19 protein-coding genes are annotated in these 21,749 nt (G+C 65.6%); 15 read left to right on the top strand and 4 right to left on the bottom strand.

Annotated elements, in window-relative coordinates:
• Positions 1–42: 42 nt before the first annotated feature.
• Genes AR323_RS09575 through hemC form a run of 3 tightly spaced genes read right to left on the bottom strand, consistent with a single transcriptional unit; the run spans position 43 to position 2,598 of the window.
• Complete coding sequence (locus AR323_RS09575) at positions 43–945, bottom strand: hypothetical protein (RefSeq protein WP_057883698.1); 903 nt, start codon at positions 943–945, stop codon at positions 43–45.
• A gap of 49 nt (positions 946–994) precedes the next feature.
• Entirely contained in the window at positions 995–1,672 is a 678-nt protein-coding gene (locus tag AR323_RS09570) for a uroporphyrinogen-III synthase (protein ID WP_235510524.1), read from the bottom strand.
• Positions 1,669–2,598 carry a hydroxymethylbilane synthase gene (gene hemC / locus AR323_RS09565; RefSeq protein ID WP_057883777.1) on the bottom strand — a complete coding sequence of 310 codons (930 nt, stop codon included), beginning with the start codon at positions 2,596–2,598 and terminating at the stop codon, positions 1,669–1,671. The genes AR323_RS09570 and hemC overlap by 4 nt, the downstream gene beginning before the upstream one ends.
• 46 nt (positions 2,599–2,644) lie before the next feature.
• Here hemC and tsaD point away from each other — a divergent pair, with 46 nt between their 5' ends.
• The 15 genes from tsaD to AR323_RS09490 all read left to right on the top strand — a co-directional run bounded on the left by tsaD (position 2,645) and on the right by AR323_RS09490 (position 20,422).
• Complete coding sequence (gene tsaD, locus AR323_RS09560) at positions 2,645–3,682, top strand: tRNA (adenosine(37)-N6)-threonylcarbamoyltransferase complex transferase subunit TsaD (RefSeq protein WP_057883776.1); 1,038 nt, start codon at positions 2,645–2,647, stop codon at positions 3,680–3,682.
• Positions 3,679–4,674 carry an NAD(P)H-dependent glycerol-3-phosphate dehydrogenase gene (locus tag AR323_RS09555; RefSeq protein WP_057883697.1) on the top strand — a complete coding sequence of 332 codons (996 nt, stop codon included), beginning with the start codon at positions 3,679–3,681 and terminating at the stop codon, positions 4,672–4,674. The genes tsaD and AR323_RS09555 overlap by 4 nt, the downstream gene beginning before the upstream one ends.
• A 5-nt stretch (positions 4,675–4,679) precedes the next feature.
• The gene (locus tag AR323_RS09550; RefSeq protein ID WP_057883696.1) at positions 4,680–6,206 is read left to right on the top strand and encodes a lipopolysaccharide biosynthesis protein; all 1,527 of its coding nucleotides are present in this window, start codon (positions 4,680–4,682) and stop codon (positions 6,204–6,206) included.
• Positions 6,203–6,739 carry a hypothetical protein gene (locus AR323_RS09545; RefSeq protein ID WP_057883695.1) on the top strand — a complete coding sequence of 179 codons (537 nt, stop codon included), beginning with the start codon at positions 6,203–6,205 and terminating at the stop codon, positions 6,737–6,739. The genes AR323_RS09550 and AR323_RS09545 overlap by 4 nt, the downstream gene beginning before the upstream one ends.
• Before the next feature lie 63 nt (positions 6,740–6,802).
• A complete protein-coding gene (locus tag AR323_RS09540; protein WP_057883694.1) occupies positions 6,803–7,165 on the top strand; it encodes a response regulator in 363 nt (120 codons plus the stop codon).
• 45 nt (positions 7,166–7,210) lie between these two features.
• Positions 7,211–8,383, top strand: a complete 1,173-nt coding sequence (locus tag AR323_RS09535) for an acyl-CoA dehydrogenase (RefSeq protein ID WP_057883693.1) — start codon at positions 7,211–7,213, stop codon at positions 8,381–8,383.
• A 14-nt stretch (positions 8,384–8,397) separates the two neighbouring features.
• The gene (gene maiA / locus AR323_RS09530) at positions 8,398–9,051 is read left to right on the top strand and encodes a maleylacetoacetate isomerase (RefSeq protein WP_057883775.1); all 654 of its coding nucleotides are present in this window, start codon (positions 8,398–8,400) and stop codon (positions 9,049–9,051) included.
• A complete protein-coding gene (locus AR323_RS09525; RefSeq protein WP_057883692.1) occupies positions 9,048–10,055 on the top strand; it encodes a fumarylacetoacetate hydrolase family protein in 1,008 nt (335 codons plus the stop codon). The genes maiA and AR323_RS09525 overlap by 4 nt, the downstream gene beginning before the upstream one ends.
• Positions 10,056–10,125: 70 nt before the next feature.
• Positions 10,126–10,893 (top strand): SDR family NAD(P)-dependent oxidoreductase, encoded by a 768-nt coding sequence (locus AR323_RS09520; RefSeq protein WP_057883691.1) that lies wholly within the window; start codon positions 10,126–10,128, stop codon positions 10,891–10,893.
• Between the two features lie 77 nt (positions 10,894–10,970).
• Positions 10,971–12,278 (top strand): acyl-CoA dehydrogenase family protein, encoded by a 1,308-nt coding sequence (locus tag AR323_RS09515; protein WP_057883690.1) that lies wholly within the window; start codon positions 10,971–10,973, stop codon positions 12,276–12,278.
• The gene (locus tag AR323_RS09510; RefSeq protein WP_057883689.1) at positions 12,275–13,786 is read left to right on the top strand and encodes an MFS transporter; all 1,512 of its coding nucleotides are present in this window, start codon (positions 12,275–12,277) and stop codon (positions 13,784–13,786) included. The genes AR323_RS09515 and AR323_RS09510 overlap by 4 nt, the downstream gene beginning before the upstream one ends.
• A 14-nt stretch (positions 13,787–13,800) precedes the next feature.
• Positions 13,801–15,012, top strand: a complete 1,212-nt coding sequence (locus AR323_RS09505; RefSeq protein ID WP_057883688.1) for an acyl-CoA dehydrogenase family protein — start codon at positions 13,801–13,803, stop codon at positions 15,010–15,012.
• A 12-nt stretch (positions 15,013–15,024) separates the two neighbouring features.
• Complete coding sequence (locus tag AR323_RS09500) at positions 15,025–16,092, top strand: acyl-CoA dehydrogenase family protein (protein WP_057883687.1); 1,068 nt, start codon at positions 15,025–15,027, stop codon at positions 16,090–16,092.
• A 140-nt stretch (positions 16,093–16,232) separates the two neighbouring features.
• Complete coding sequence (locus AR323_RS09495) at positions 16,233–17,405, top strand: MFS transporter (protein WP_083495352.1); 1,173 nt, start codon at positions 16,233–16,235, stop codon at positions 17,403–17,405.
• Positions 17,406–17,578: 173 nt separating this feature from the next.
• Positions 17,579–20,422, top strand: a complete 2,844-nt coding sequence (locus AR323_RS09490) for a TonB-dependent receptor (protein ID WP_083495333.1) — start codon at positions 17,579–17,581, stop codon at positions 20,420–20,422.
• Positions 20,423–20,499: 77 nt separating this feature from the next.
• On the opposite strand, the gene AR323_RS09485 is transcribed toward AR323_RS09490, so the two are convergent.
• The gene (locus AR323_RS09485; protein WP_057883685.1) at positions 20,500–21,747 is read right to left on the bottom strand and encodes a TetR/AcrR family transcriptional regulator; all 1,248 of its coding nucleotides are present in this window, start codon (positions 21,745–21,747) and stop codon (positions 20,500–20,502) included.
• Positions 21,748–21,749 lie beyond the last annotated feature (2 nt).

The raw sequence follows: 21,749 nt of genomic DNA, 5'->3' as shown, positions 1-21,749 counted from the left end.
GGACATGGCGACGAAAGGCGCCGATGGAACCCCTTGGGAGAATCAAGACGGGTCGGCGGTTTCCGCGGGACCCGGCTGCTGGATCGGCTGGCCGTCCCCATCGCGCAACCTGCGCGGTTCGCGCACCGCAGTCGTCTCGATCAGGTCGAGCGCCCGCTGCGCGCGCTCGTAACGACGCGCATCGACGAGCCAGGATGCCGCGTTCTGTGCACCCGGCATCTGTTCCACTTCCGCAATTGCCCGGTCCACGCGACCCGTTTCGAGGAACATGCGCGCCCGGTCCAGCCGGCGCGTTGGCTGGGGCGACGGTGTCGTTTCGCGGCGAATCACGAACAGGCTGGACAGTTCCCTTCTCAACCGCTCGATGCTGGGCTGATCGTTGGACGTGACAAGCTGGTCACCCAAGCCGTCGAGACGCGCCAGCAAGACGTCGAGCGTTACCGGATCTCGCGCGAAATCGATCACCGTCTGCACCGAATTCGGCTGCGCATCGCCAAACCGCAGGCGAAGCTGGTCGCCGAGGTAGCCCAGTTCGGCGCCGCGTTCGATCGCTCGCCGGGTGGCGAAAGCGATCAACAGCCCTTCGGCACGAGCGGCGTTGCCCACCGCGGCCTGTGCCTGCAGGTCGAGCCGCGCGATGCGCTGCTCGGCTGCGGCAAGCCGCTGATCGATGCCGCCCTGCGTTTGTTCCACCCGTTCGACCGCGGCAGCAGCTTGCGCCGTCTCACTCGCGATAGGTGTCGGGCTGGGCGATGGAGTGGCGGTCGCGGGAACGTCCGAGCCACTCTCGAAATCGATTTCCGCTGATGTGTCCGTGGTGGTGAAGTAACCACGCCAGGCAAGGAAGCCGGCAACCGAAGCGCCAAGCAGAAACGAAGCGAGCACCGCGATTATGACGGGCTTCAAAGACGGGCGCGACCGCCCCGGTGACGTGCTGTCGATCATTCGAATCCTGCGTACGGTCCGGCTCTATCCGGTGCGATCCCGTTCAGTTTCAATGGCACATGTCTGCGGCCATGGCCAGAAGAGCGGCATCGGTCACCTCTGGAGCCACTTGGATCCGTGCCCAGCCGCTTCCCACCGCAGTCGCGATCCGCGGACCGAGCGCCGCCAGTGAAATTCTATCGCGCGCGATGGAGAGCCGATCGCACTCGGCGGCGAACCGGCGGGCTGCTTCGCCCGAATGCAGCAGGGCCACGGCGCCGGAAGCCAGAACTTCGATCACCTTGTCGGCCAGCGGCAATGGCGCTGCGCGATAAACGGTCCGCTCGACCATCGAAACGCCGTTCGGCGGCGCGAGGTCGATCCGTTCCTCACCCGAAAGGCGCAGTAGCTGTGCTGGGGGCTTGATGGTGTCCAGTAGCGCCTGCAGCCCGCCCTGCCCCGTGGCGGCGACGGTGAAACCGGCTTCGCGTGCGGCTGCAGCCGTTCGCTCACCGACAGCCACGACCGGCAGGTCGGTCAGCTCGTCCAATTGTGTTCCGCCAAATCTGAAGGCGTTCGCACTGCCCGCGATCAGCCGATCGAACTGTACTGGATCGGGCGCGTCCCACGGCACAGATTCGATCGCGAAGATCGGCGCGGAGATCGCTTCCAGTCCCCGCTTGCGTGCTGCCGCCAGAGTTTCGCTGCAGCCAGGTTCGGGTCGCAGGACGAGTAACTTAGGGATCACTCGGGCCCTGTGAACAGCGCCGTGATGGCCGGGGATGCGCGGGCGAGAAGGTCGGCGGCGAGCCGGGCGGGTGCGTCCCGATCGCCGGGCGAAAGGGTGACGGTGCCGTCCACCCTCTCCGCGCCGTCGGCGCTGTAGATGGCGGCCGTCAGCGCGATCTGATCGCCTACGCTGCGAGTGAGCGCGGCGATCGGCGAGTGGCAGGTGCCGCCAAGCGCGGCGAGCAGGCTTCGCTCGGCGTCGACTGCTGCCCGGCTGGGAGCGTCCTCTATCGCGGCCAGCAGGCTGCGCGTGGCGGGATCGTCGGCGCGGCATTCGATGGCGATTGCCCCCTGTGACGGCGCCGGGAGCCAATCGTCGGTCTCGAGCGGGGTTCCCACTCCGCTTTCGCCCAAGCGTTCGAGCCCCGCGGCGGCGAGCAGGGTCACGTCCGCCTCCCCCGCCGCCAGCTTGGCGATCCGGGTGGCGACGTTGCCGCGGAACTGCACAATGGTCACGTCGGGGCGCTGGTGCAGCATTTGCGCGGCCCGGCGCGGTGCGCTGGTCCCGATCCGTGCGCCTTCGAGGATTGCCCGGATGCTGGCTGCGCCCACGAGCACGTCACGCACATCAGCGCGCGGCAGAACCGCCGCTATGCACAGAAAGTCCGGGCGGATCGTCTCCACATCCTTGAGCGAATGGACGGCGGCGTCGATCTTTCGCTCATGGAGCCACTCGTCGAGTTCCTTGGTCCACAGCGCCTTGCCGCCGATCTCTGCGAGCGGACGATCCTGTATCCGGTCGCCGCTGGCGGTGACGGGCACCAGCTCGACCGCGTCTTCGTCCCAGCCGTGAGCGACGCATAAGCGCGCGCGGGTTTCCACCGCCTGCGCCATGGCGAGCGGCGAGCGTCGGGTTCCCAGGCGAAGCTTCACGGTGGCGGTCATCTGGCGGCGCTTGCCGTAGCCAAGCAAATGCCTAATGGGAAGCGGCATGGGGCTAGTCCTGGGCATTGAATCGAGCTGCGACGAAACAGCGGTGGCGCTCGTCGCGAGCGACCGCACCATCGTGGCGCAGAAGATCGCGAGCCAGGACGAGGAGCACGCAGCCTATGGGGGCGTCGTTCCCGAAATCGCCGCGCGTGCTCATGCCGAACGCCTCGCGCCCATGATCGCCGCCGTCCTCAAAGAAGGCAGAGTGGCGCTGGCCGATCTCGATGCGGTCGCGGCGACTGCCGGACCCGGTCTGATCGGCGGCGTGATGGTCGGCCTCGTCAGCGCGAAGGCACTAGCGATGGCCGGCGAGGTGCCCTTGGTGGCGATCAATCACCTCGAAGGGCACGCGCTGTCGCCTCGCCTGGCCGATCCCTCGCTGGAGTTTCCTTACGCACTGCTGCTGGTATCTGGCGGGCATTGCCAGATTCTGCGGGTCGAAGGGGTCGGCCAGTATCGTCGGATCGCGACCACGATTGACGACGCCTTGGGAGAAGCGTTCGACAAGACCGCCAAGATTCTCGGCCTGGGATTTCCCGGTGGTCCTGCGGTCGAGCGGCTCGCGCTGCAGGGCGATCCGAAGGCGGTCCCCCTGCCCCGCCCGCTCGTGGGCAGCGGAGAGCCGCATTTCAGCTTCGCCGGTCTCAAGAGTGCTGTCCTCCGTGCGCGCGAGAACGGGCAGCACGCGCCGGAAGATATCGCCGCCAGTTTCCAGCTGGCCGCGATCGACTGCGTAATCGACCGGCTGCGCCATGCGCTGGATGCGATCGACCCCGTCCGTTCGCTGGTTGTCGCCGGGGGGGTGGCCGCAAACGCCTCGGTGCGAACCGCGCTCGAGGACCTAGCAGAGAATCGCGGCCTTACGTTTTCCGCGCCGCCACCGTCGCTGTGCACCGACAACGCGGCGATGATCGCCTGGGCCGGGCACGAACGCCTAGCTGTCGGACTTCCGGCCGATCCGCTCGATGTGGCGGCACGCCCGCGCTGGCCGCTCGATCCGGCCGCCGAGCCGGTGCGCGGCGCGGGGGTCAAGGGATGACCGATGCCGCAACCGTGGGCGTTCTGGGCGCCGGTGCCTGGGGAACCGCGCTCGCGCAGATGCTCGCGTCCGACGGGCGCGAAGTGATTTTGTGGGCGCGCGAAAGCGAACTGGTTACGGAAATCAACGCGGAGCGGCGCAATTCGCTGTTCCTCCCCTCCGTGGTCGTCGCGCCGTCTATCCGCGCGACCGGAGAACTCGGCGACCTGGCAAAGCTCGATGTGTTGCTCATCGTCACCCCCGCGCAGCACACGGCCAGCGTGCTCGGGGCCATGCCGTCCCATCCGCGCGATCTCGTGCTCTGTTCCAAGGGAATCGAGGCCGGGACGGGGCGTTTGATGAACCATGTCGCGCGCGATGCCGCCCCGCATTCCGAGATCACCGTGCTTTCCGGGCCGACCTTCGCGCACGAAGTGGCCGCCGGACTGCCGACTGCGGTGACCTTGGCCTGCGCCGGCGGAACCGCGCAGTGGAACCGGATCGCACCTGCGATCGCGCGACCGAAATTCCGCCCCTACTACTCCGACGACGTCGTCGGGGCGGAGATCGGCGGCGCGGTGAAGAACGTACTCGCGATAGCGTGCGGAGTGGTCGATGGCCTCGGCCTCGGTCAGAACGCCCGCGCCGCACTGATCGCGCGTGGATACGCGGAGATGCTGCGGTTCGGCGAAGCGCTGGGCGCAGAGCGCGACACGCTGGCCGGACTGTGCGGCCTCGGCGACCTCGTGCTCACATGCTCGTCGACCGCGAGCCGCAACTTCAGCCTTGGCAAAGCACTGGGCGAAGGCGGCGATGCGGCTACCTTGATGGCTGATCGGCGCACCGTCGCGGAAGGAGCGCACACCGCGCCCGTCCTGACCGAACTGGCAGCGCGCCACGGTGTGTCGATGCCCATCGTCACGGCCGTCTATCGCCTGCTTCAGGGTGCCCCGGCGAGCGCGATCGTGGCCGAACTGCTCGCCCGACCGCTGGCGGCGGAAAGCGACTCGTGAGCCCAATGGCCGAGGCCCCGCGCACGGACGGGGGCGACATCGCCGCACTGGCCAAGGGCGGACGGACCAATTTCCTCGGTTTCCTGCTAAGGCTGGCGGCGCGACTGCCGTTCCTGTTCATCGCGGGCCGCCTTTACGGTGCCGAGGCGCTGGGACGATTCGCCTCCGCTCTCGTGGTGGTCGAACTCGCCGCGATGATCTGCTCGATGGGAGAGAAGCGCGGGCTTGCCCAGCGACTGGCCGAAGCGCCCGACAGCCGACCGGCGAACGTCGTCTTCGACGGGATCCTGATCGCCTTGCTCGCCTCGCTGGTGGCGGGACTGTTCTTCTGGTTCGTGCCCGCCCCGCTGTTCCCGAGCGGCAATTATACCGACCTCGATCGACTCATCGTGCTGGCCATACCCGGTTACGCCCTGACCGAAATCGTGCTGGCGGCACAGGCTTATCGCTTCGATATCGGGACCACGGTCCGCGCCCGTGCCGTGGTCGAACCGTGGACGATCTCGATCCTGGCCGGCGCATTCTATTTCGTCATTCCCGATTCGGGCCTGGCGATGGCCTACCTTGCGTCGATCTACGCGGGTCTGCTGACAGCGCTGTGGCCGTTCTTCAGGACCTACGGCCTGCCGCGCGGCTGGCGTCCCCATCCCGTCGCGATGACCCGGCTCACGGTGCGCGCCTTTCCCCTAGCCGTGGCAGACGCGATCGAGTGGGGGACGCGCCGCCTCGACATATTCGTGCTGGGCCTGTTCGCGGCGCCCGCCGCGGTAGGTGTCTACTACGTTGCCCAGCAGGTCGCCTCGCTGCCTCAGAAGCTGAAGACCAGTTTCGAGCCGATCCTCGGTCCGGTGATCACCCGCAACCTCAAGGAAAACAACTATCCAGCAATCGCCCGGCAGGTGTGCCAGGTGGGCTTCTGGATCGTGGCCGCCCAAGCTGGGATCGCCCTGGCCCTCGGCATTCCGGGAGAGGGGGTCATGGGCCTTGTGGGGCCTAATTTCGTCGGCGGCACCGGAGCGCTCGCATTCCTCCTGGCCGCCGAAGTGGTCGCCGCGACGGCGGTCGTTCCGGAGGCCGCGTTGGTCTATATGGCCCGTGTCCGCAACCTCGCCATCTCGGTCGCGACGATAGCGCTGCAAGCGGTGCTGACAGTGACCGCGATGGTGGTCGTCGACCGGATGGGCCTACCCGAAACCTATAAGGCAGCCGGTGCCGCAGCCGCGCTGATGATCGCCCTCGGGACCGCCTCGTTCGTGAAGTCGCGGCTTCTGTCGAGGATCCTGGGGCAGAGCATCAACAACTGGCGCTGGGCGCTAGTCTGGGCCGCAGCCCCGGCGATCATCGTCGGCGTTCTGGCAACATACCTGCCGGAATGGGCCGAACTCGCCTTCGGTATTCCCGCTATCCTGCTTGCCTATGGAGCGATGATCTGGCGGTACGGATTCGGTCCGGAAGACCGCGTCCTGTTCCGCCGCAATCTTGAACAACCGGCCGCCGAGACCGGCCCAACTGCCCAGGAGTCCCGACCGTGAACGATTTCATCGCCGCGAACCTGCCTCTCGTCATCGTCGGCGCAATTATTGCGCTTGTCGTGCTGTGGTGGGCCTTCATGGCTACGCGCCGCACGCGGGTGACTGTCGACCGGCGCGATACGCTCGACGAAGGCGCCGCCCCCGCCTCCCGCAACCAGGCTCTAATCGACGCGCCCCCGGTTGTGGCGGGATCGACGATCCCCACACCGCCGCCTGTCCCAGAAGCCATCGGCGGGGTCGGCATTGCCGTCGCCGCCGCGGTCGAGGACGCGCAGATCGAGCGAGCCGCCGCTTATGGCGACGACCTCACCCGCATCAAGGGGCTTGGGCCCAAGCTTGCCGCGACGCTGTCCGATCTAGGGATAGTGCGCTTCGATCAGATCGCGGCGTGGAGCGAGGCGGATATCGACCGGCTCGACGCGCAACTCGGTCGCTTCCAAGGGCGCATCCGCCGCGATTCGTGGGTCGAGCAGGCTGCGTTGCTGGCTGCGGGAGACGTCGACGCATTCGAGCAGAAGTTCGGCGCGCACTGAGCGGAACGAATAACTCTGACGAATGTTAATTCCGGGTTCCCGATCGCAACCCGGAGTTCAACCATGTCTCATCAGCCCTGCGTTCTTGTCGCCGAGGACGAGATGATCGTCGGCTTCGACCTGTGCGATACAGTGAAGGAAGCGGGCTTCGACGTTTCCGGGCCGTACGACACCGCGCAGTCCGCGTTTGACGCGATCGCCCAGCGCCGACCCGATCTCGCGATTCTCGACATCAATCTCGACGACGGCGAGGTGTACCCGCTGGCCGAACAGCTAATGGCGGCCAACGTGCCAGTGATATTTCACTCCGGCCGCGTCGATCCGCAGGAGGTTTCGGGTCGCTACCCGGACGCCCATGCCCTTTCCAAGCCGTGCCCGCCCAACCGGATCATCGCCACCATGCACGAGGCGCTGGCCGCCGCCTGAGCGGCGCCTCTTGCACGAAGCGCGCGGCCCTGCGAAGGCAGGCGCATGACACCATTCGACTGGGAAGACCCGTTCGGTCTGGACGCGCAATTGTCCGAAGACGAGCGGATGATCCGCGACGCCGCGCAGGCCTTTGCGCAGAGCGAACTTCAGCCCCGCGTGATCGAGGCATTCGCCAACGAGGTCGACGCACCGGAGCTGTTCCCTCTGATGGGTCGCGCGGGCCTTCTCGGCGCGACAGTGCCGGAAGAATACGGCGGCGCGGGCGCCAACTACGTCGCATACGGACTGATTGCGCGCGAAATCGAGCGGGTCGATTCCGGCTACCGCTCGATGGCAAGCGTGCAGTCCAGCCTCGTGATGTATCCCATCCATGCCTACGGATCGGAAGGACAGCGGCGCAAGTACCTCCCTGGCCTCGCCAGCGGCGACCTGATCGGCTGCTTCGGACTGACCGAGCCTGACGCGGGCTCCGACCCTGGCTCCATGCGGACCTATGCGAAAAAGGACGGTGACGGCTATTCGATTTCCGGCTCGAAGACCTGGATCTCCAACTCGCCCTTCGCCGACGTGTTCGTGGTCTGGGCCAAGAGCGAAGCGCACGGCGGCGGCATTCGCGGGTTCGTGCTGGAAAAGGGCATGCCGGGCCTTTCCGCTCCGAAGATCGAGAACAAGTTGTCGCTTCGCGCAAGCACAACCGGCATGATCGTGATGGACGATGTGAAGCTGCCCGCCGACGCGCTACTGCCAGATGTTCAGGGTCTCAAGGGTCCGTTCGGCTGTCTCAACCGCGCGCGCTACGGTATTTCCTGGGGCGCGATGGGCGCGGCGGAGTTCTGCTTCCACGCCGCGCGCCAGTACGGCCTCGATCGCAATCAGTTCGGCTCGCTGGCCGGCAAGCAGCTCTACCAGCTCAAGCTGGCCGACATGATGAGCGAGATCGCGCTGGGCCTGCAGGCGTCACTGCGGGTCGGGCGGCTGATGGACGAGCACAATTTCGCGCCCGAGATGATCTCCATCGTCAAACGCAACAACGTGGGCAAGGCGCTCGATATCGCCCGCAAATCGCGTGACATGCACGGCGGAAACGGCATTTCGGGCGAATACCAGGTGATCCGCCACATGGTGAACCTCGAGACGGTGAACACTTACGAAGGCACGCACGACGTCCATGCGCTGATCCTGGGCCGCGCGATCACCGGGCTCGCCGCGTTTTGACCGACCGCGACCCGATGAGACTGTTCGCCTATTTCCGCAGTTCGACCAGTTATCGTGTCCGTATCGCGCTGGAGCTGAAGGGCCTTTCCTACGAGGTCGTGCCGGTGAACCTGCGCACCGGCGAGCAACAGGCGGCGGAGTTCGTCGCGCGCAACCCGTTCGGCGGGGTTCCCATGCTCGAAGCCGATGGCCGCGACCGGGCGCAATCAATGGCGGTGATCGAGTGGCTCGACGAAGCCTATCCGGATTTTCCCCTGCTGCCCAAGAGCATTGAGGATCGCTACACCGTGCGCGAACTCGCCTATGCGATAGCGACGGAGATCCATGCCCTCAACAACCTGCAAGTTCTTAAACACCTGCGCGGCGCGATGGGGCACAGCGAGGCCGAAACCGACGACTGGTATCGCCACTGGCTGGCGCGGACGCTCGATCCGGTCGAGGCGCGACTCGCGCAGATTGGCACCGGAGATTTCCTGATGGACGGGTCTCCGGGCCTGTTCGAAGTGGTCCTGCTGCCGCAAGTCTACAACGCGAGAAAGCTCGGCTTCGACCTCACGGCGCACCGCCACATCACTCGCATAGAGGCAGCCTGCCTCGCCCTGCCCGCGTTCCAGCGCGCGCATCCCGATCACCAGCCGGACACCCCCAAGGAGGCCGTGGCCCAATGAAACTCGCTTCGCTCAAGCACGGCCGCGACGGCCAGCTCGTCGTCGTCTCGAAAGACATCACGCGTTACAGCTCTGCCGAGCATATCGCGCCCACGATGCAGTATGCGATCGACAACTGGGAAGCGGTCGCCCCTGCGCTCGAGGCGCTTTACCGCGATGTCGAACACTGGACCGTGCCTTGCGGCCGATTCCACGAACACGATGCGATGAGCCCACTCCCCCGCGCCTACCAGTGGGCGGACGGCAGCGCCTATATCAACCACGTCGAACTGGTCCGGCAGGCTCGCGGCGCGAAAGTGCCCGAGAGCTTCTACCACGACCCGTTGATGTATCAGGGCGGCAGCGACGGGTTCCTGGCTCCGCGCGATCCGATCCCGCTGAAGGACGTGGCCTGGGGCTGCGACATGGAGGGCGAGATCGCTTGCATCGTCGACGACGTGCCGATGGGCGTTTCCAGTGACGAGGCCGCCGGTCACATCAAGCTGCTGATGCTCGTCAACGACGTGTCGCTGCGCGGCCTTATCCCCGGCGAGCTGGAAAAGGGCTTCGGCTTTTTCCAGTCGAAGCCGGCGAGCGCCTTTTCGCCGGTCGCGGTCACGCCTGACGAGCTCGGCGATGCCTGGAAGGGCAGCCTGATCCACCTGCCACTCATCGTCGACTACAACGACGCTCCGTTCGGGCGAGCCGACGCCGCCCAGGACGCGACGTTTAGCCTGGCCGACCTCGTCGCCCACGCGGCCAAGACCCGCAGCCTTTGCGCGGGATCGATCATCGGTTCGGGCACTGTGAGCAACAAGGGTGCCGACGGCGGCGCCGGCAAGCCAGTCAGCGAAGGCGGCGCCGGATACTCGTGCATCGCCGAAATCCGCATGATTGAAACGATCGCCGACGGCAAGCCGTCGACCCCCTTCATGTCGCCGGGGGACAAGGTATCGGTCGAGATGCGCGACGCGGCAGGGCATTCGATCTTCGGCAAGATCGAACAGGACGTGATCGCCGCCTGACGCTTCATCCGGGGCTTGTACGGCCCGGTTTTCGAACACATGGTATCTCCCGCTTTGGGAGAGTGACACCATGAACGATCCGTTCGACCTGACCGGCAAGGTTGCCGTTATCACCGGCTCATCGCGCGGCATCGGCCGTGCCATCGCCGAGCGGCTCGCGCAGCGCGGCGCCCGCGTCGTGGTATCGAGCCGAAACCAGGATATCTGCGACGAGGTTGCAGGCTCCATCAATGCGGCCTTCGGCGAGGGAAGCGCGATCGCCGTCGCGGCGAGCATTTCGTCCAAGGAAGCAATCGAAGACCTGATCCGCACGACCCGGGAGAGGCTCGGGCCCGTCGACATCCTTGTCTGCAACGCGGCATCGAACCCGCACTACGGCTCGCTCGACACGATCGACGATGCCAAGTTCCGCAAGACCCTCGACAACAACATCCTGTCGAACCACTGGCTGATCCAGCAGGTCCTGCCCGATATGCAGGCGCGAGGCGACGGGGCGATCGTGGTCATCTCCTCGATCGCGGGACTACGCGGCACGCCGACCATCGGGGCCTATGCGATCACCAAGGCGGCCGATATCCAGCTTGTTCGCAACTACGCGGTCGAGAAGGGCAAGCACGGGATCCGGGTGAACGGCATTGCGCCGGGCCTGGTCAGGACCGACTTCGCCAAGGCGCTCTACGAGAATCCCGAAGCGGAAAAGGCCGCAATCGCGCGCACGCCGATGGGCCGGCTCGGCCTACCCGACGACATCGCCGGCCTCGCGGTGTTCCTGTCATCGCCCGCGGCAAGCTGGCTGACCGGCCAGACGATCGTCGTGGACGGCGGAACCACGGTCTGAGTCTTGCCGCGTTTCGGAAAAGCGGTATGGTGATTGCCTGAGCCGTCCGAAGACGGCCGCGCGGGAGAGACGCGGACATGGCATGGGATTTCGAAACGGAGCCCGATTTCCAGGCGAAGCTCGACTGGATGGAAAGCTTCGTCGCCGAAAAGGTGGAGCCGCTGGGGTATCTCGGTATCCATCCGTACGACGTGAAGAACCCGCGTCGGAACGCGCTCGTCCGCCCGCTGCAGCGGGAAGTCAGGGACCAGGGGCTGTGGGCCTGCCATCTCGGCCCCGAACTCGGCGGTCAGGGATACGGCCAGGTCAAGCTGGGCCTGATGAACGAGATCATCGGCGGCGCGACTTTCGCTCCGATCGTGTTCGGATGCCAGGCTCCAGATACCGGAAATGCCGAGATCATCGCCCACTACGGCACGCCCGAGCAGAAAGAACGATACCTCCGCCCCCTGCTCGACAACGAGATCGTCAGCGCCTTCTCGATGACCGAGCCGCAAGGCGGATCGGACCCCACGAACTTCGTGACCCGTGCCGAGATCGACGGCAATCACTGGAAGATCAACGGGGAGAAGTGGTTCTCCACCAACGGCAAATGGGCCGATTTCCTGATCGTGATGGCGGTCACCGATCCCGACGCGCCGCGGCACGAGCGGATGAGCATGTTCATCGTGCCGATCGACGCCCCCGGAGTGGAGATCGTCCGCAACGTCGGCGTTTATGGCCAGCAGGACGGCAGCGAAAGCTATGTCCGCTACACCGACGTGCGCGTGCCCGCCGATCACCTGCTCGGCACCCGCGGCAGCGCCTTCGCGATTTCGCAGACCCGCCTTGGCGGCGGCCGGGTCCACCACGCGATGCGCACCGTCGGCAACTGCCGGAAGCTGCTCGACAAGATGAGTCGCCGCGCCGTGAGCCGGACCACGTGCACGGGTACGCTGGCCGACTACCAGGCGGTCCAGTTCGACATCGCCGACAGCTACATCGAGCTGGAACAGTTCAAGCTGTTCGTCCTCAAGACCGCGTGGATGATCGACAAGCACAACGATTATCGCCGCGTCCGCAAGGATATCGCCGCGATCAAGGCGCTGATGCCGAAGGTCTATGCCGACATCGCCAAGCGGTGCATCCACATCCACGGTTCGCTCGGCGTATCGAACGAAATGCCCTTTGTCGGCGGACTGATCGCGGCGATGGTCATGGGCATCGCCGACGGTCCGACCGAAGTGCACAAGGCGACCGTCGCCAAGCAGCATCTCAAGGCGTATCGCGACGTCAAGGACCCCATCTTTCCCGATTATTCGCTGCTGAACCGCAAGGCGCTGGCCATGGAGCTTTACCCCGATCCCGTAGGCGAAATCGCCGATGCCGCGGAGGCGGTCGCTTGAACGCCGAGGTCAAGGTCGCGCAGGCGGACGACACATCCGTTCCGCCGCTGCGCCGCGCGACGCGGGTCGCATACGGTTTCGGCTCCATCGCCGACGGGATCAAGAGTGCCGCGTTCTCGACCTATCTGCTGCTCTATTTCAACCAGGTCCTCGGGGTGCCCGCCGCGATCGTTTCGACAGCAATCGCGCTGACCCTTGCGGTCGACGCGATCGCCGATCCGCTGATCGGCCGCATTTCGGACCGGACGCGGTCGCGCTGGGGCCGACGCCACCCCTACATCATGGGCGCCGCCATCCCGGCTGGCCTGTTCTTCGCGCTCGTCTGGTTTCCGCCGGACGGTTTGAGCGACTTCGCGATGGGCGCGTGGATTTTCGGCATGGCCTCGCTCGCGCGCGCCGCGATGAGCGCGTACCAAGTGCCGGCCAACGCGCTCGGCAGCGAACTGACGCAGGATTACGCGGAGCGGACACGGCTCTACGGACTGCGTTACTGGTTTGCCTATGCCGGCACGTTCGCGTTCGGGGCGTTCGCGCTCACCTTCTTCTTTGTGGCGACTCCCGACTATCCGAAGGGCCAGCTCAATCCGGCGGGCTACGTGCCGTTCGCGCTGACCGGCGCGGCGCTGATCGTGATCAGCATCCTGGTCTGCGGCTGGGGCACCCGCTCGCGCATTCCATACATCCGCCAAGCCGACGACCGGCCGGTCGTACCCGGGTTGATGACCCACCTGCGCGAGATGGTGTCAGCGTTCCGCAACCGCGCGTTCCTGACGATCTTCGGCTTCGCGATCTTCAAGTGGACCGCCATCGGCCTTTATGGCGCGACCTCGCTCTATTTCGGGACCTACGTGTACAAACTCAGTTCGGGCGAGCTTGCTCTGTTGACGCTCGACGGGTTCGTGGCCGTGACCCTGGCTCTGCCGCTTGCGCCCAAGTTCACCAAGTGGTGGGGCAAACGCAACGCCGCGCTTTACCTCGCTTTCTTCGGGGTGCTGCTGGGCACAAGTCCGCTGATGCTGGTCTGGCTCGACCTGTTCTTCGAGCCCGGCCATCCGCTGCTGTTGCCGACCCTGCTGATCATCGGCGCATTATACGGCGCGATGGTCGCGATTTCGCTGATGACGGCATCGTCCATGCTGGCCGACGTAGTCGAGGACGACGCGGTACGATCAGGCGGGCACAATGCCGGAATCTATTTCTCGGCGGCCAGCTTCTCGTCGCAATGCGCCACCGGACTGGGCATCCTGGCCGCCGGTATCGTGCTGGAAACCTCGCGCTTTCCTGCGGGCGTCGATCCGGCGCAGGTGACCGAGGCGATGACCGACAGCCTGATCATCCACTACGTGCCAATAGTTGTGGGCCTGTGGGCCGTCGGTTGCGCGATCATCGCGCTTTACCCGATCACCGAAGCGAAGCACCTTGCCAACCTTGAGCGATTGCGCGCACGCGAGGCAGAGGCGAACAGCCGCATGATTCAGGACGCGCCGATCGGCGCGCCGACACGTTAACGAGGAGAACGATCATGGCGACCCTGGCCGAACCGAGAGAGGCGACGAGCGACGAGGCTTTCCGCGAGGAAGTACGCGCGTTCCTGGCCGACCATTTCCCGCCCGAGCTGAAGGGCAAGGGCAATGCGCTAGCAAGCGTGGAAGGCCCCACCAAAGAAGGCCCCGCCGAAAAGGCCTGGCGCGAGGCGATGGGCAGCCGCGGCTGGGGCACGCCCACGTGGCCCAAGGAATATGGGGGCGGCGGGCTGAGCAAGGCACAGACCCGCATCCTGCAAGAAGAAATGGCCAAGGCCGGCGCGTGGAACCCGATCGGCGGCATGGGCGTGATGATGTTTGGGCCCACCCTCCTCGAATACGGCAGCGAGGAACAGAAGCACGAACACATCCCGCCGATCTGCCGCGGCGAGATCCGCTGGTGCCAGGGCTATTCGGAACCCAACGCGGGATCCGACCTCGCCAACCTGCAGACCTTTGCCGAGGACAAGGGCGACCACTACGTCGTCAACGGCCAGAAGACCTGGACCAGCGGCGGCCAGTGGGCCGACAAGTGCTTCGCCATCGTCCGGACCGACCGCAGCGACAAGCACCACGGCATCAGCTTCATGCTGATCGACATGGATGCGCCCGGCGTGGAAGTCCGCCCCATCCAGATGATCAGCGGCATGAGCCCGTTCTGCGAAACATTCTTCACCGATGTGAAGGTGCCCAAGAAGAACCTCGTCGGGCAGGAAGGCCAAGGCTGGACGATTGGCAAGCGCCTGCTCCAGCACGAGCGGACGAATATCTCGGGCGGCGGCGCCGCAGCGCGGATGATGGGCGCCAACCTGTCCGACCTCGCCAAGAAATACCTCGAACTCGGCGATGACGGCCGGATCGCTGACGCCGTGATGCGCGACCGGATCGCCGATTTCGAAATCCGCTGGCAGGCTTTCCTGCTCACCGCCAAGCGCGCGGTCGAGGAAAGCAAGGCCGCCGGCGGCGTGAGCGAGATCAGCTCGGTGCTCAAGAAGCTGGGCACCAAGCTGACCCAGGAACGCAGCGAACTGACGATCGAGATCATGGGCCTGCAGGGCCTCGGCTGGGAGGGCGACGGCTTCTCCGAATCCGAACTCGGCGGCGTGCGCGCCTGGCTCTTCGGCAAGGCGACAACGATCTATGGCGGCTCGACCGAAATCCAGAACAACATCATCGCCAAGCGCGTGCTTGGCATGCTCGACCATCAGTAAGGGGCACGCGACATGGCCATTCTGAACGAAGAACAGGAAATGCTGCGCGACATGGCGCGCGAATGGGCGACCAACGAAAGCCCCGTCGCCGCATTCCGCAAGGTCCGCAACGAAAAGCCCGCCGAAGGATATTCGACCGATGCCTTCGCCACCATGGCCCAGATGGGCTGGACCGGCATCGTCATTCCCGAGGAATTCGGCGGCAGCGATTTCGGCTGGATGAGCGCGGGGCTGGTGGTCGAGGAGCTCGGCAAGACGCTCACCGCAAGTCCCCTGGTCGCCACGACCCTGGCTGCCAGTGTGATCGTGCTGGGCGGAAGCGATGAGCAGAAGTCGATGTGGCTGCCGAAACTCGCCAGCGGTGAAGTGGTCGGCACGCTGGCGATCGACGAAGGCCCGCGCCACGGCGGCAAGGTTACCGCGACGGTCTCAAGCGGCAAGCTCACCGGGACAAAGGCTTTCGTGCATGAAGCGCACGGCGCCACGCTGTTCGTGGTCGCCGCGGCAGACGGCCTATATCTGGTCGAAAAGGGCGAGGGCGTTACCATGTCGGATCGCAAGCTGACCGACCAGCGCAGCCATGCCGAGGTAACCTTCGACGGCGCGGCCGCCGAACGGCTCGCCGACGGCGGGGACGACCTGCTCGACAAGGTGCTGGACCGAGCCCGGATCCTTACGTCTGCCGAGATGCTCGGCATGGCGAACCAGGTGTTCGACGTGACGCTCGACTACCTGAAGCAGCGCGTTCAGTTCAATCAGGTGCTGGCGAGCTTCCAGGCGCTCCAGCACCGCATGGCTGACCTGTTCGCCGACCTCGCCATGATGCGATCCGCAGTCGAAAGCGGGCTCGAGGCACTCGACGGCGGTTATGGCATCCCGCGCGCGGCCTGCGTCGCGAAGGCGGAAGCCAATCGCGCGCTTCACGCCATGAGCCGCGAGGGCATCCAGCTTCACGGCGGTATCGGCATGACCGACGAATACGACGTCGGTTTCTACCTCAAGCGCGCCCGCGTGCTCGAGGCGAGCTGGGGTTCGAGCACCTACCTGAAGGACCGCTTCGCCAATCTGGCGGGCTACTGAGCGCCCCCAGCGACGAAATCGAGGAATACGGCCTCGCCCTCGCGGACGAGGCCGTAGACCCGTTTGCGCAGCACGCGCGGTTCGTCGACGCGAACCTTCGGCGCAACTACAGCGCGAGCTTCATCCACGGGGTGCTGGGGATGACCGGCTTCCGGCTGATCTACGCGCCCACGATCATTCCGGCCTACTTGCTAGCCATTACCGGCAGCCCGGCAGCGGTGGGGCTGGGCACCGCGTTGCTCCAGCTAGGATCTACCGTCTCCCCGATTCTCTCGGGCGCCCGGATCGAGCGTCGCAGCCACATCCTGCCCTATTCGATCCGCGTCGGATCGATGATGCGGCTGGCCATCCTCGGCCTTGCCCTTGCCGGCTGGTTCCTGACCGGCGAGGTGCTGGTCATAGTGACGCTGGCGCTGTTCGCGTTCCTGGGCTTCTTCAACGGCGCCCAGCGGGTCGCCTTCCAGATGATCATGGCCAAGGTTATCCCGATCGACCGGCGGGGCCGGTTGCAGGGGTACCGGAACCTTGCCGGCGGGCTGATCGCGGCGGTGCTGGCGTGGGTCGCGGGCAAGTACTTCATCGCTGACGAGTGGCTGGGCAACGGTTACTCCACGACCTTCCTGTTCGCGTTCGCGCTGACCAGCGCTGGGCTGCTGGTGCTGCAGACCATGATCCGCGAGCCCGCCGCGCCAGCCTCGCGTCCGGTCATACCCTTCCGCGAGCGCATTCGGCAGTTCCCGCAGTTGCTGGAGGACAAGGATTTCGCCCGCTTCATTGCGGCGCAGGCGTGCGCCACAGCCATCCGCATCGGCGGGCCGTTCTGGACGATCTACGCGGCGCAGCGCTTGGGGATGACCGGCGCGCTGATCGGCGGCCTCAGCTTCGCGTTCCTTGGCGCCGACACGCTGTCGAACCTGCTGTGGGGGCCGATGGGCGACCGGCTGGGCTTCCGCATCGTCTACATCCTCTCGCTCGCCAGCGCGGCGGCGGGCGTCATCTTGCTGATGACGCTGGGCACCTCGGCGGCGATCTACACGGCGTTCATCCTGCTGGGCATCGGCGGATCGGGCTGGATGCTGGCCTCGACGACGATGGTGCTCGAATTCGGCGCGCACGAAGATATTCCCATGCGCCTGGCCTTTGTCACCACCGCGGAAGGCGCGGTGGCAGCGATCGGTCCGATCCTCGCGGGACTGCTGGTCGCCGTCGCCGGGTTTGGCCCGCTATTCGCGCTGGTGCTCGCGGGCATCGCCCTGGCGCTGGTGCTGATGATATTTGCAGTACGTGAACCGCGCCGGCGCACGCAAGTTTGACTTTCGAGGCCAAGGCGTTGCCCGCCTGCCTCACCTCCACGGAAAGAACCGGGATTCAGCGGCCAAGCGCTGCTTCCTGCTTGACAGGAAGCTTGTGTTCACCTTTCAGATTCGAGGAACGGGTACCCATCGCGTAATGGCGAGGACCCGTCCCCAAGGGAGAGAGAAGACCGATGATCAAGGCTAATCTGCGCCATACCTGTGCCTGCTTCGCAATCGCGGCGGGCATTTTCGGGGTGAGCTCCGCTCAAGCGCAAGACACCTCGGCCGCTGCTGTAACCGAAGAGTCGGCCGAGGTGCTGGAAGAGAGCGTCGATGATGTGGGCATCGTGGTGACCGCGCAGGGCCGCGCCCAGGCGCTGGCTGACGTTCCGGTCGCGATCTCTGCCGTTAATGCAGAGACGCTCCAGAATTCGGGTGCCAATGACATTCGGCAGCTCAACCAGGTCGCCCCGTCGCTCCTGGTGTCCTCGACCGGCAACGAAGCGAATGCCTCTCCGCGTATTCGCGGTATCGGCACCGTCGGCGACAATCCCGGCCTTGAAAGCTCGGTGGTTGTGTTCATCGACGGCGTGTATCGCTCGCGTTCGGGCATCGGCCTGAACGAACTCGGTGAGATCGACCGCGTCGAGGTGCTGCGCGGCCCGCAAGGAACCCTGGGCGGCCGTAACTCCTCCGCCGGCCTGATCTCCATTATCTCTAAGCAGCCGTCCTTCAGCGGTTTCTCCGCCGGTGGCGAAGCCACTTACGGCAACTACGATTACCTGCGTCTGGCAGGGAACGTGAACGTGCCGCTCGGCGATACCGTGGCCGCCCGGGTCGACGGCGTGTTCGTGCAGCGTGACGGGTTCTACCGGGATCCCGCGAACGACACCCGGGTCAACGACCGCGATCGCTATTTCCTGCGCGGGCAGCTCCGCTTCGAGCCGACCAGCGACATCAGCGTCCGTCTGATCGGCGATTACACGAACCGCGAGGAATCGTGCTGCGGTGCGGTCTATGTCGATCGCTCGGTCAATCCGTTCATCGGCAATCTCAACGAGCCGGTGGCATCGGTCAATGCGGGCGCCGGGACGTTCGGCAACGGCAACAACATCATCAACGTGCTGCGCGATCTGGGGCAAGACCCGGCCGCGTTCAACCGGGGCTACGATCGTACGCTGTCGGTCACTCCCGGCCGCAGCTACGACGGCAAGACCGAGGATTGGGGCGTTTCAGGCCAAGTGGATTGGAACCTCGGCGAGGCATCGCTGACCTCGATTACCGCATACCGCGATTACTATAACGAACAGGCTGCCGACCTCGATTACAGCACCATCGACATCCTTTACAACGGGGCTGATGGCAACAACCGGCGCGCGTTCAGGACTTTCACGCAGGAACTGCGCCTGAACGGCGAAGCATTCGACGGTAAGCTCGACTGGCTGATTGGCGGCTTCTACGCGGACGAGAAATTCCGCGGGAAAAGCAATCTGCGCTTCGGCAGCCAGTATGGCCGCTTTGCCGCTTGCCGCGCTGTGTCCGGCGGCACGCTGGCCGCGGGCTATTCCCCGACCAGCGCGGGCTGCCTCGCGCCGGCCATTCGCGGTGCGCTTAACGCCGGATTTGTCCCCGGCATCTCGGCCGGGGTGGGACAGACCCTCACCGCCGCGTTCGACCGGCTGGATTCCATCAGCGATCGCGGAAGCACCGTGGATTTCTACCGGCAGGACAGCCGCAGCTTCGCGGCCTTCACGCACAACATCCTGCACGTCACCGACACGGTCGATCTGACGCTGGGCCTGCGTTATACCAATGAACGCAAGAAGTTCAGCGCCACCTTCGGCAACGACAACACGGCGTGTGTCGCCCAGCAGGCGGCGCTTGGGCCCTTCCTCGCCACCGGTCTGGCGGCCACGGCGGGCGGGCTCATCTCGCTGACGTGCCAGGGCAATTCGACGAGCGAGCTGAACGGGGTCAGCATCAACGACCAGCGCAAGGAAGACGAATTCACCGGCACCGCCATCCTGTCGTGGAAGCCGGTCGACGATCTGCTGGTCTACGGCAGCTATTCGCGCGGGTACAAGGCGGGCGGGTTCAACTTCGACCGCTCGGCGCTCAAGGCACCGATCCGGTCATTCGCCAGCTTCGGCGGCGGCAATGCGCAGGCCGGTGCGCAGGCGCTCGTCGGCAATCTCCAGTTCGACGCGGAAACGGTGAACGCATTCGAGATTGGCGCGAAGTACGCGACCGGACCTTTTTCGCTGTCTGGCGCGCTGTTCCTTCAGCAGTTCAGCAACTTCCAGCTGAACACGTTCGACGGCACCGTCTACATCGTCCAGAATATCAACGGCTGTTCGGCTGATCTGAACGGTGCCGACCGTGACCAAAGCAAGTTCACAGGCGCTCCCAACTTCAACGCCGGCGCCAGCGCCAGCGGCGCCTGCGCCGCGGACGATGTGACGTATGGCGTGCGCTCGCAGGGCGTCGAGTTGGAAGCGCAACTGGTTCCGGCCGACAACATCCGGGTGGCGCTCGGCATGACCTATGCCGACACCAAGTATCGCCGGAACCTGGTTGGGACCGAGGATGGCGCGCCGCTTAACGAGTCGCTGCGCAAGCTGCCGGGGGACAACCTGTCCAACGCGCCGCAGATCACCACCACCGCCTCGTTCGCCTATACCCCGGAAATCGGCAACAGTGGCCTGTCGGCCCTGTTCTATGTCGATGGCCGGATGACCGGCGACTACAACACGGGGTCGGACCTGTTCCCGCAGAAGGAGCAGGACGGTTACGCGTTGTTCAACGCCCGCATCGGCCTCCGCGGCCCCGACCAGCGTTGGTCGGTGGAGCTGTGGGGACAGAACATCTTCAACAAGGACTACGCTCAGGTCGCCTTCAACTCGCCGTTCCAGGAAGGCGCGGTCTCGACGACGACTGCGTTCGCCGATCCGCAGTACCCGGGCGGCCGGCAGATCTATTCGCAGTTCCTCGCGGAGCCGCGGACTTACGGTGTGACCCTGCGCAGCCAGTTCTGATCGCAGGCTAATTGATCGGGAGGGGGCCGGGTACCGCGAGGTATCCGGCCCCTTTTCGTTGCCACAAATCTAGTTATTCAGCCGACTTCGGGCGGATCGGTGAACACGCCCGCGCACGGCGTCCAGGCATACAGTTTGACCGCCAGCGCAGGGTCCGGCTGCCGGGCCGCCCAGCCGCGCGCCTCGTACGCGGCGTTCAGGGCCGGCATGATCAGCTGGCTCGCCACCAGCGGATCGACCGCGCGCACCGACCCGTCGGCGATCCCGTCAGACAACATCCCGGCAAAGCGATTGGCCAGCCGATTTGACCGCACGACCACGCTGCCCCGATCCCCCATTGGCAGCGCCTGCAGCGCCGTGGTCCGCAGCAGCGGCATCGGATCGTGGAACTGCAGGTCGATCAGCTCTGCCAGCGCACTCGCGGTGCGCGTCCACCCGTCCCCCGCCAGCTCTCGCGCAGCCAGCTGCACCGCTGACAGGCGATCGTAACTGCGCTGGAAACACGCGAAGACCAGATCGTCCTTGGCGTTGTGATGATGATAGAAACTGCCTTTGGTGACATTCAGCGCCGCCGCGATGCGGTTGACCGATGCGCCCCGGTAACCGCGCTGGTTGATCATCACGGTCGCCGACCGGAGGAATGCGCCGGTCGCGTCATCATCGTCCCCGCCGCGCCAGGATTCGTTCGCCAGCGTCTGCGGCGACCAGCCCCGCCCCTCCCCCGCCAGGCCGCGGGCGAAGATATCGAACATCCGTGCTTCAAGGCGATCGAAGTCATGCGTCGAATAGCGCAGCGACCATACCGGCCACCAGAACATCGCTTCCAGCAGGATGTGCGCGCGCGCCGTGTCGAGCGACCGCTTGAGGCCGCCGCGCCCGTCGCCGAAGAACGCGCGCACGTGATCGAGCACCCGCGCGTATTGCGCCAGCAGCGGCGCCTGCGCGGCTTCGCCCAGCGTGCGGATTTCGCTGAGCGCGGTGATCAGCCCGCTCTCGCCGCCGCGAATCCGGCGGCGGAGCGCGACGTGCGCGCGCACGAACGAGCGCACCCGTTCCTGCGGCGTCGGCTGCGCGGCAGCCTCCGCCGCCGCTGCTTCGAGCCATTCCAGCGTCGCTTCGTAGACCGCGACCACCAGCTTGTCCTTGCGGTCGAAGTAATAGGTGATGCTGGTGGCGTTGAGCCCGACCGAGCGCGCGAGCTCGGCGAACGTGGTGCCCTTGACCCCCAGTTCGTTGATCAGCGCGGACGCTGCATGAATGACATCCTGCCGCCGCCGTTCGAAGCGGTCGGTCTCGTTCGGCTTGGCGTGGGTCCCCTCTCCCATCG

Source organism: Tsuneonella troitsensis (assembly GCF_001441535.1).
Taxonomy (GTDB): domain Bacteria; phylum Pseudomonadota; class Alphaproteobacteria; order Sphingomonadales; family Sphingomonadaceae; genus Tsuneonella; species Tsuneonella troitsensis.
The sequence above is the reverse complement of the archived record's forward strand: the minus strand, read 5'-3'. Positions and strand labels throughout refer to the sequence as shown.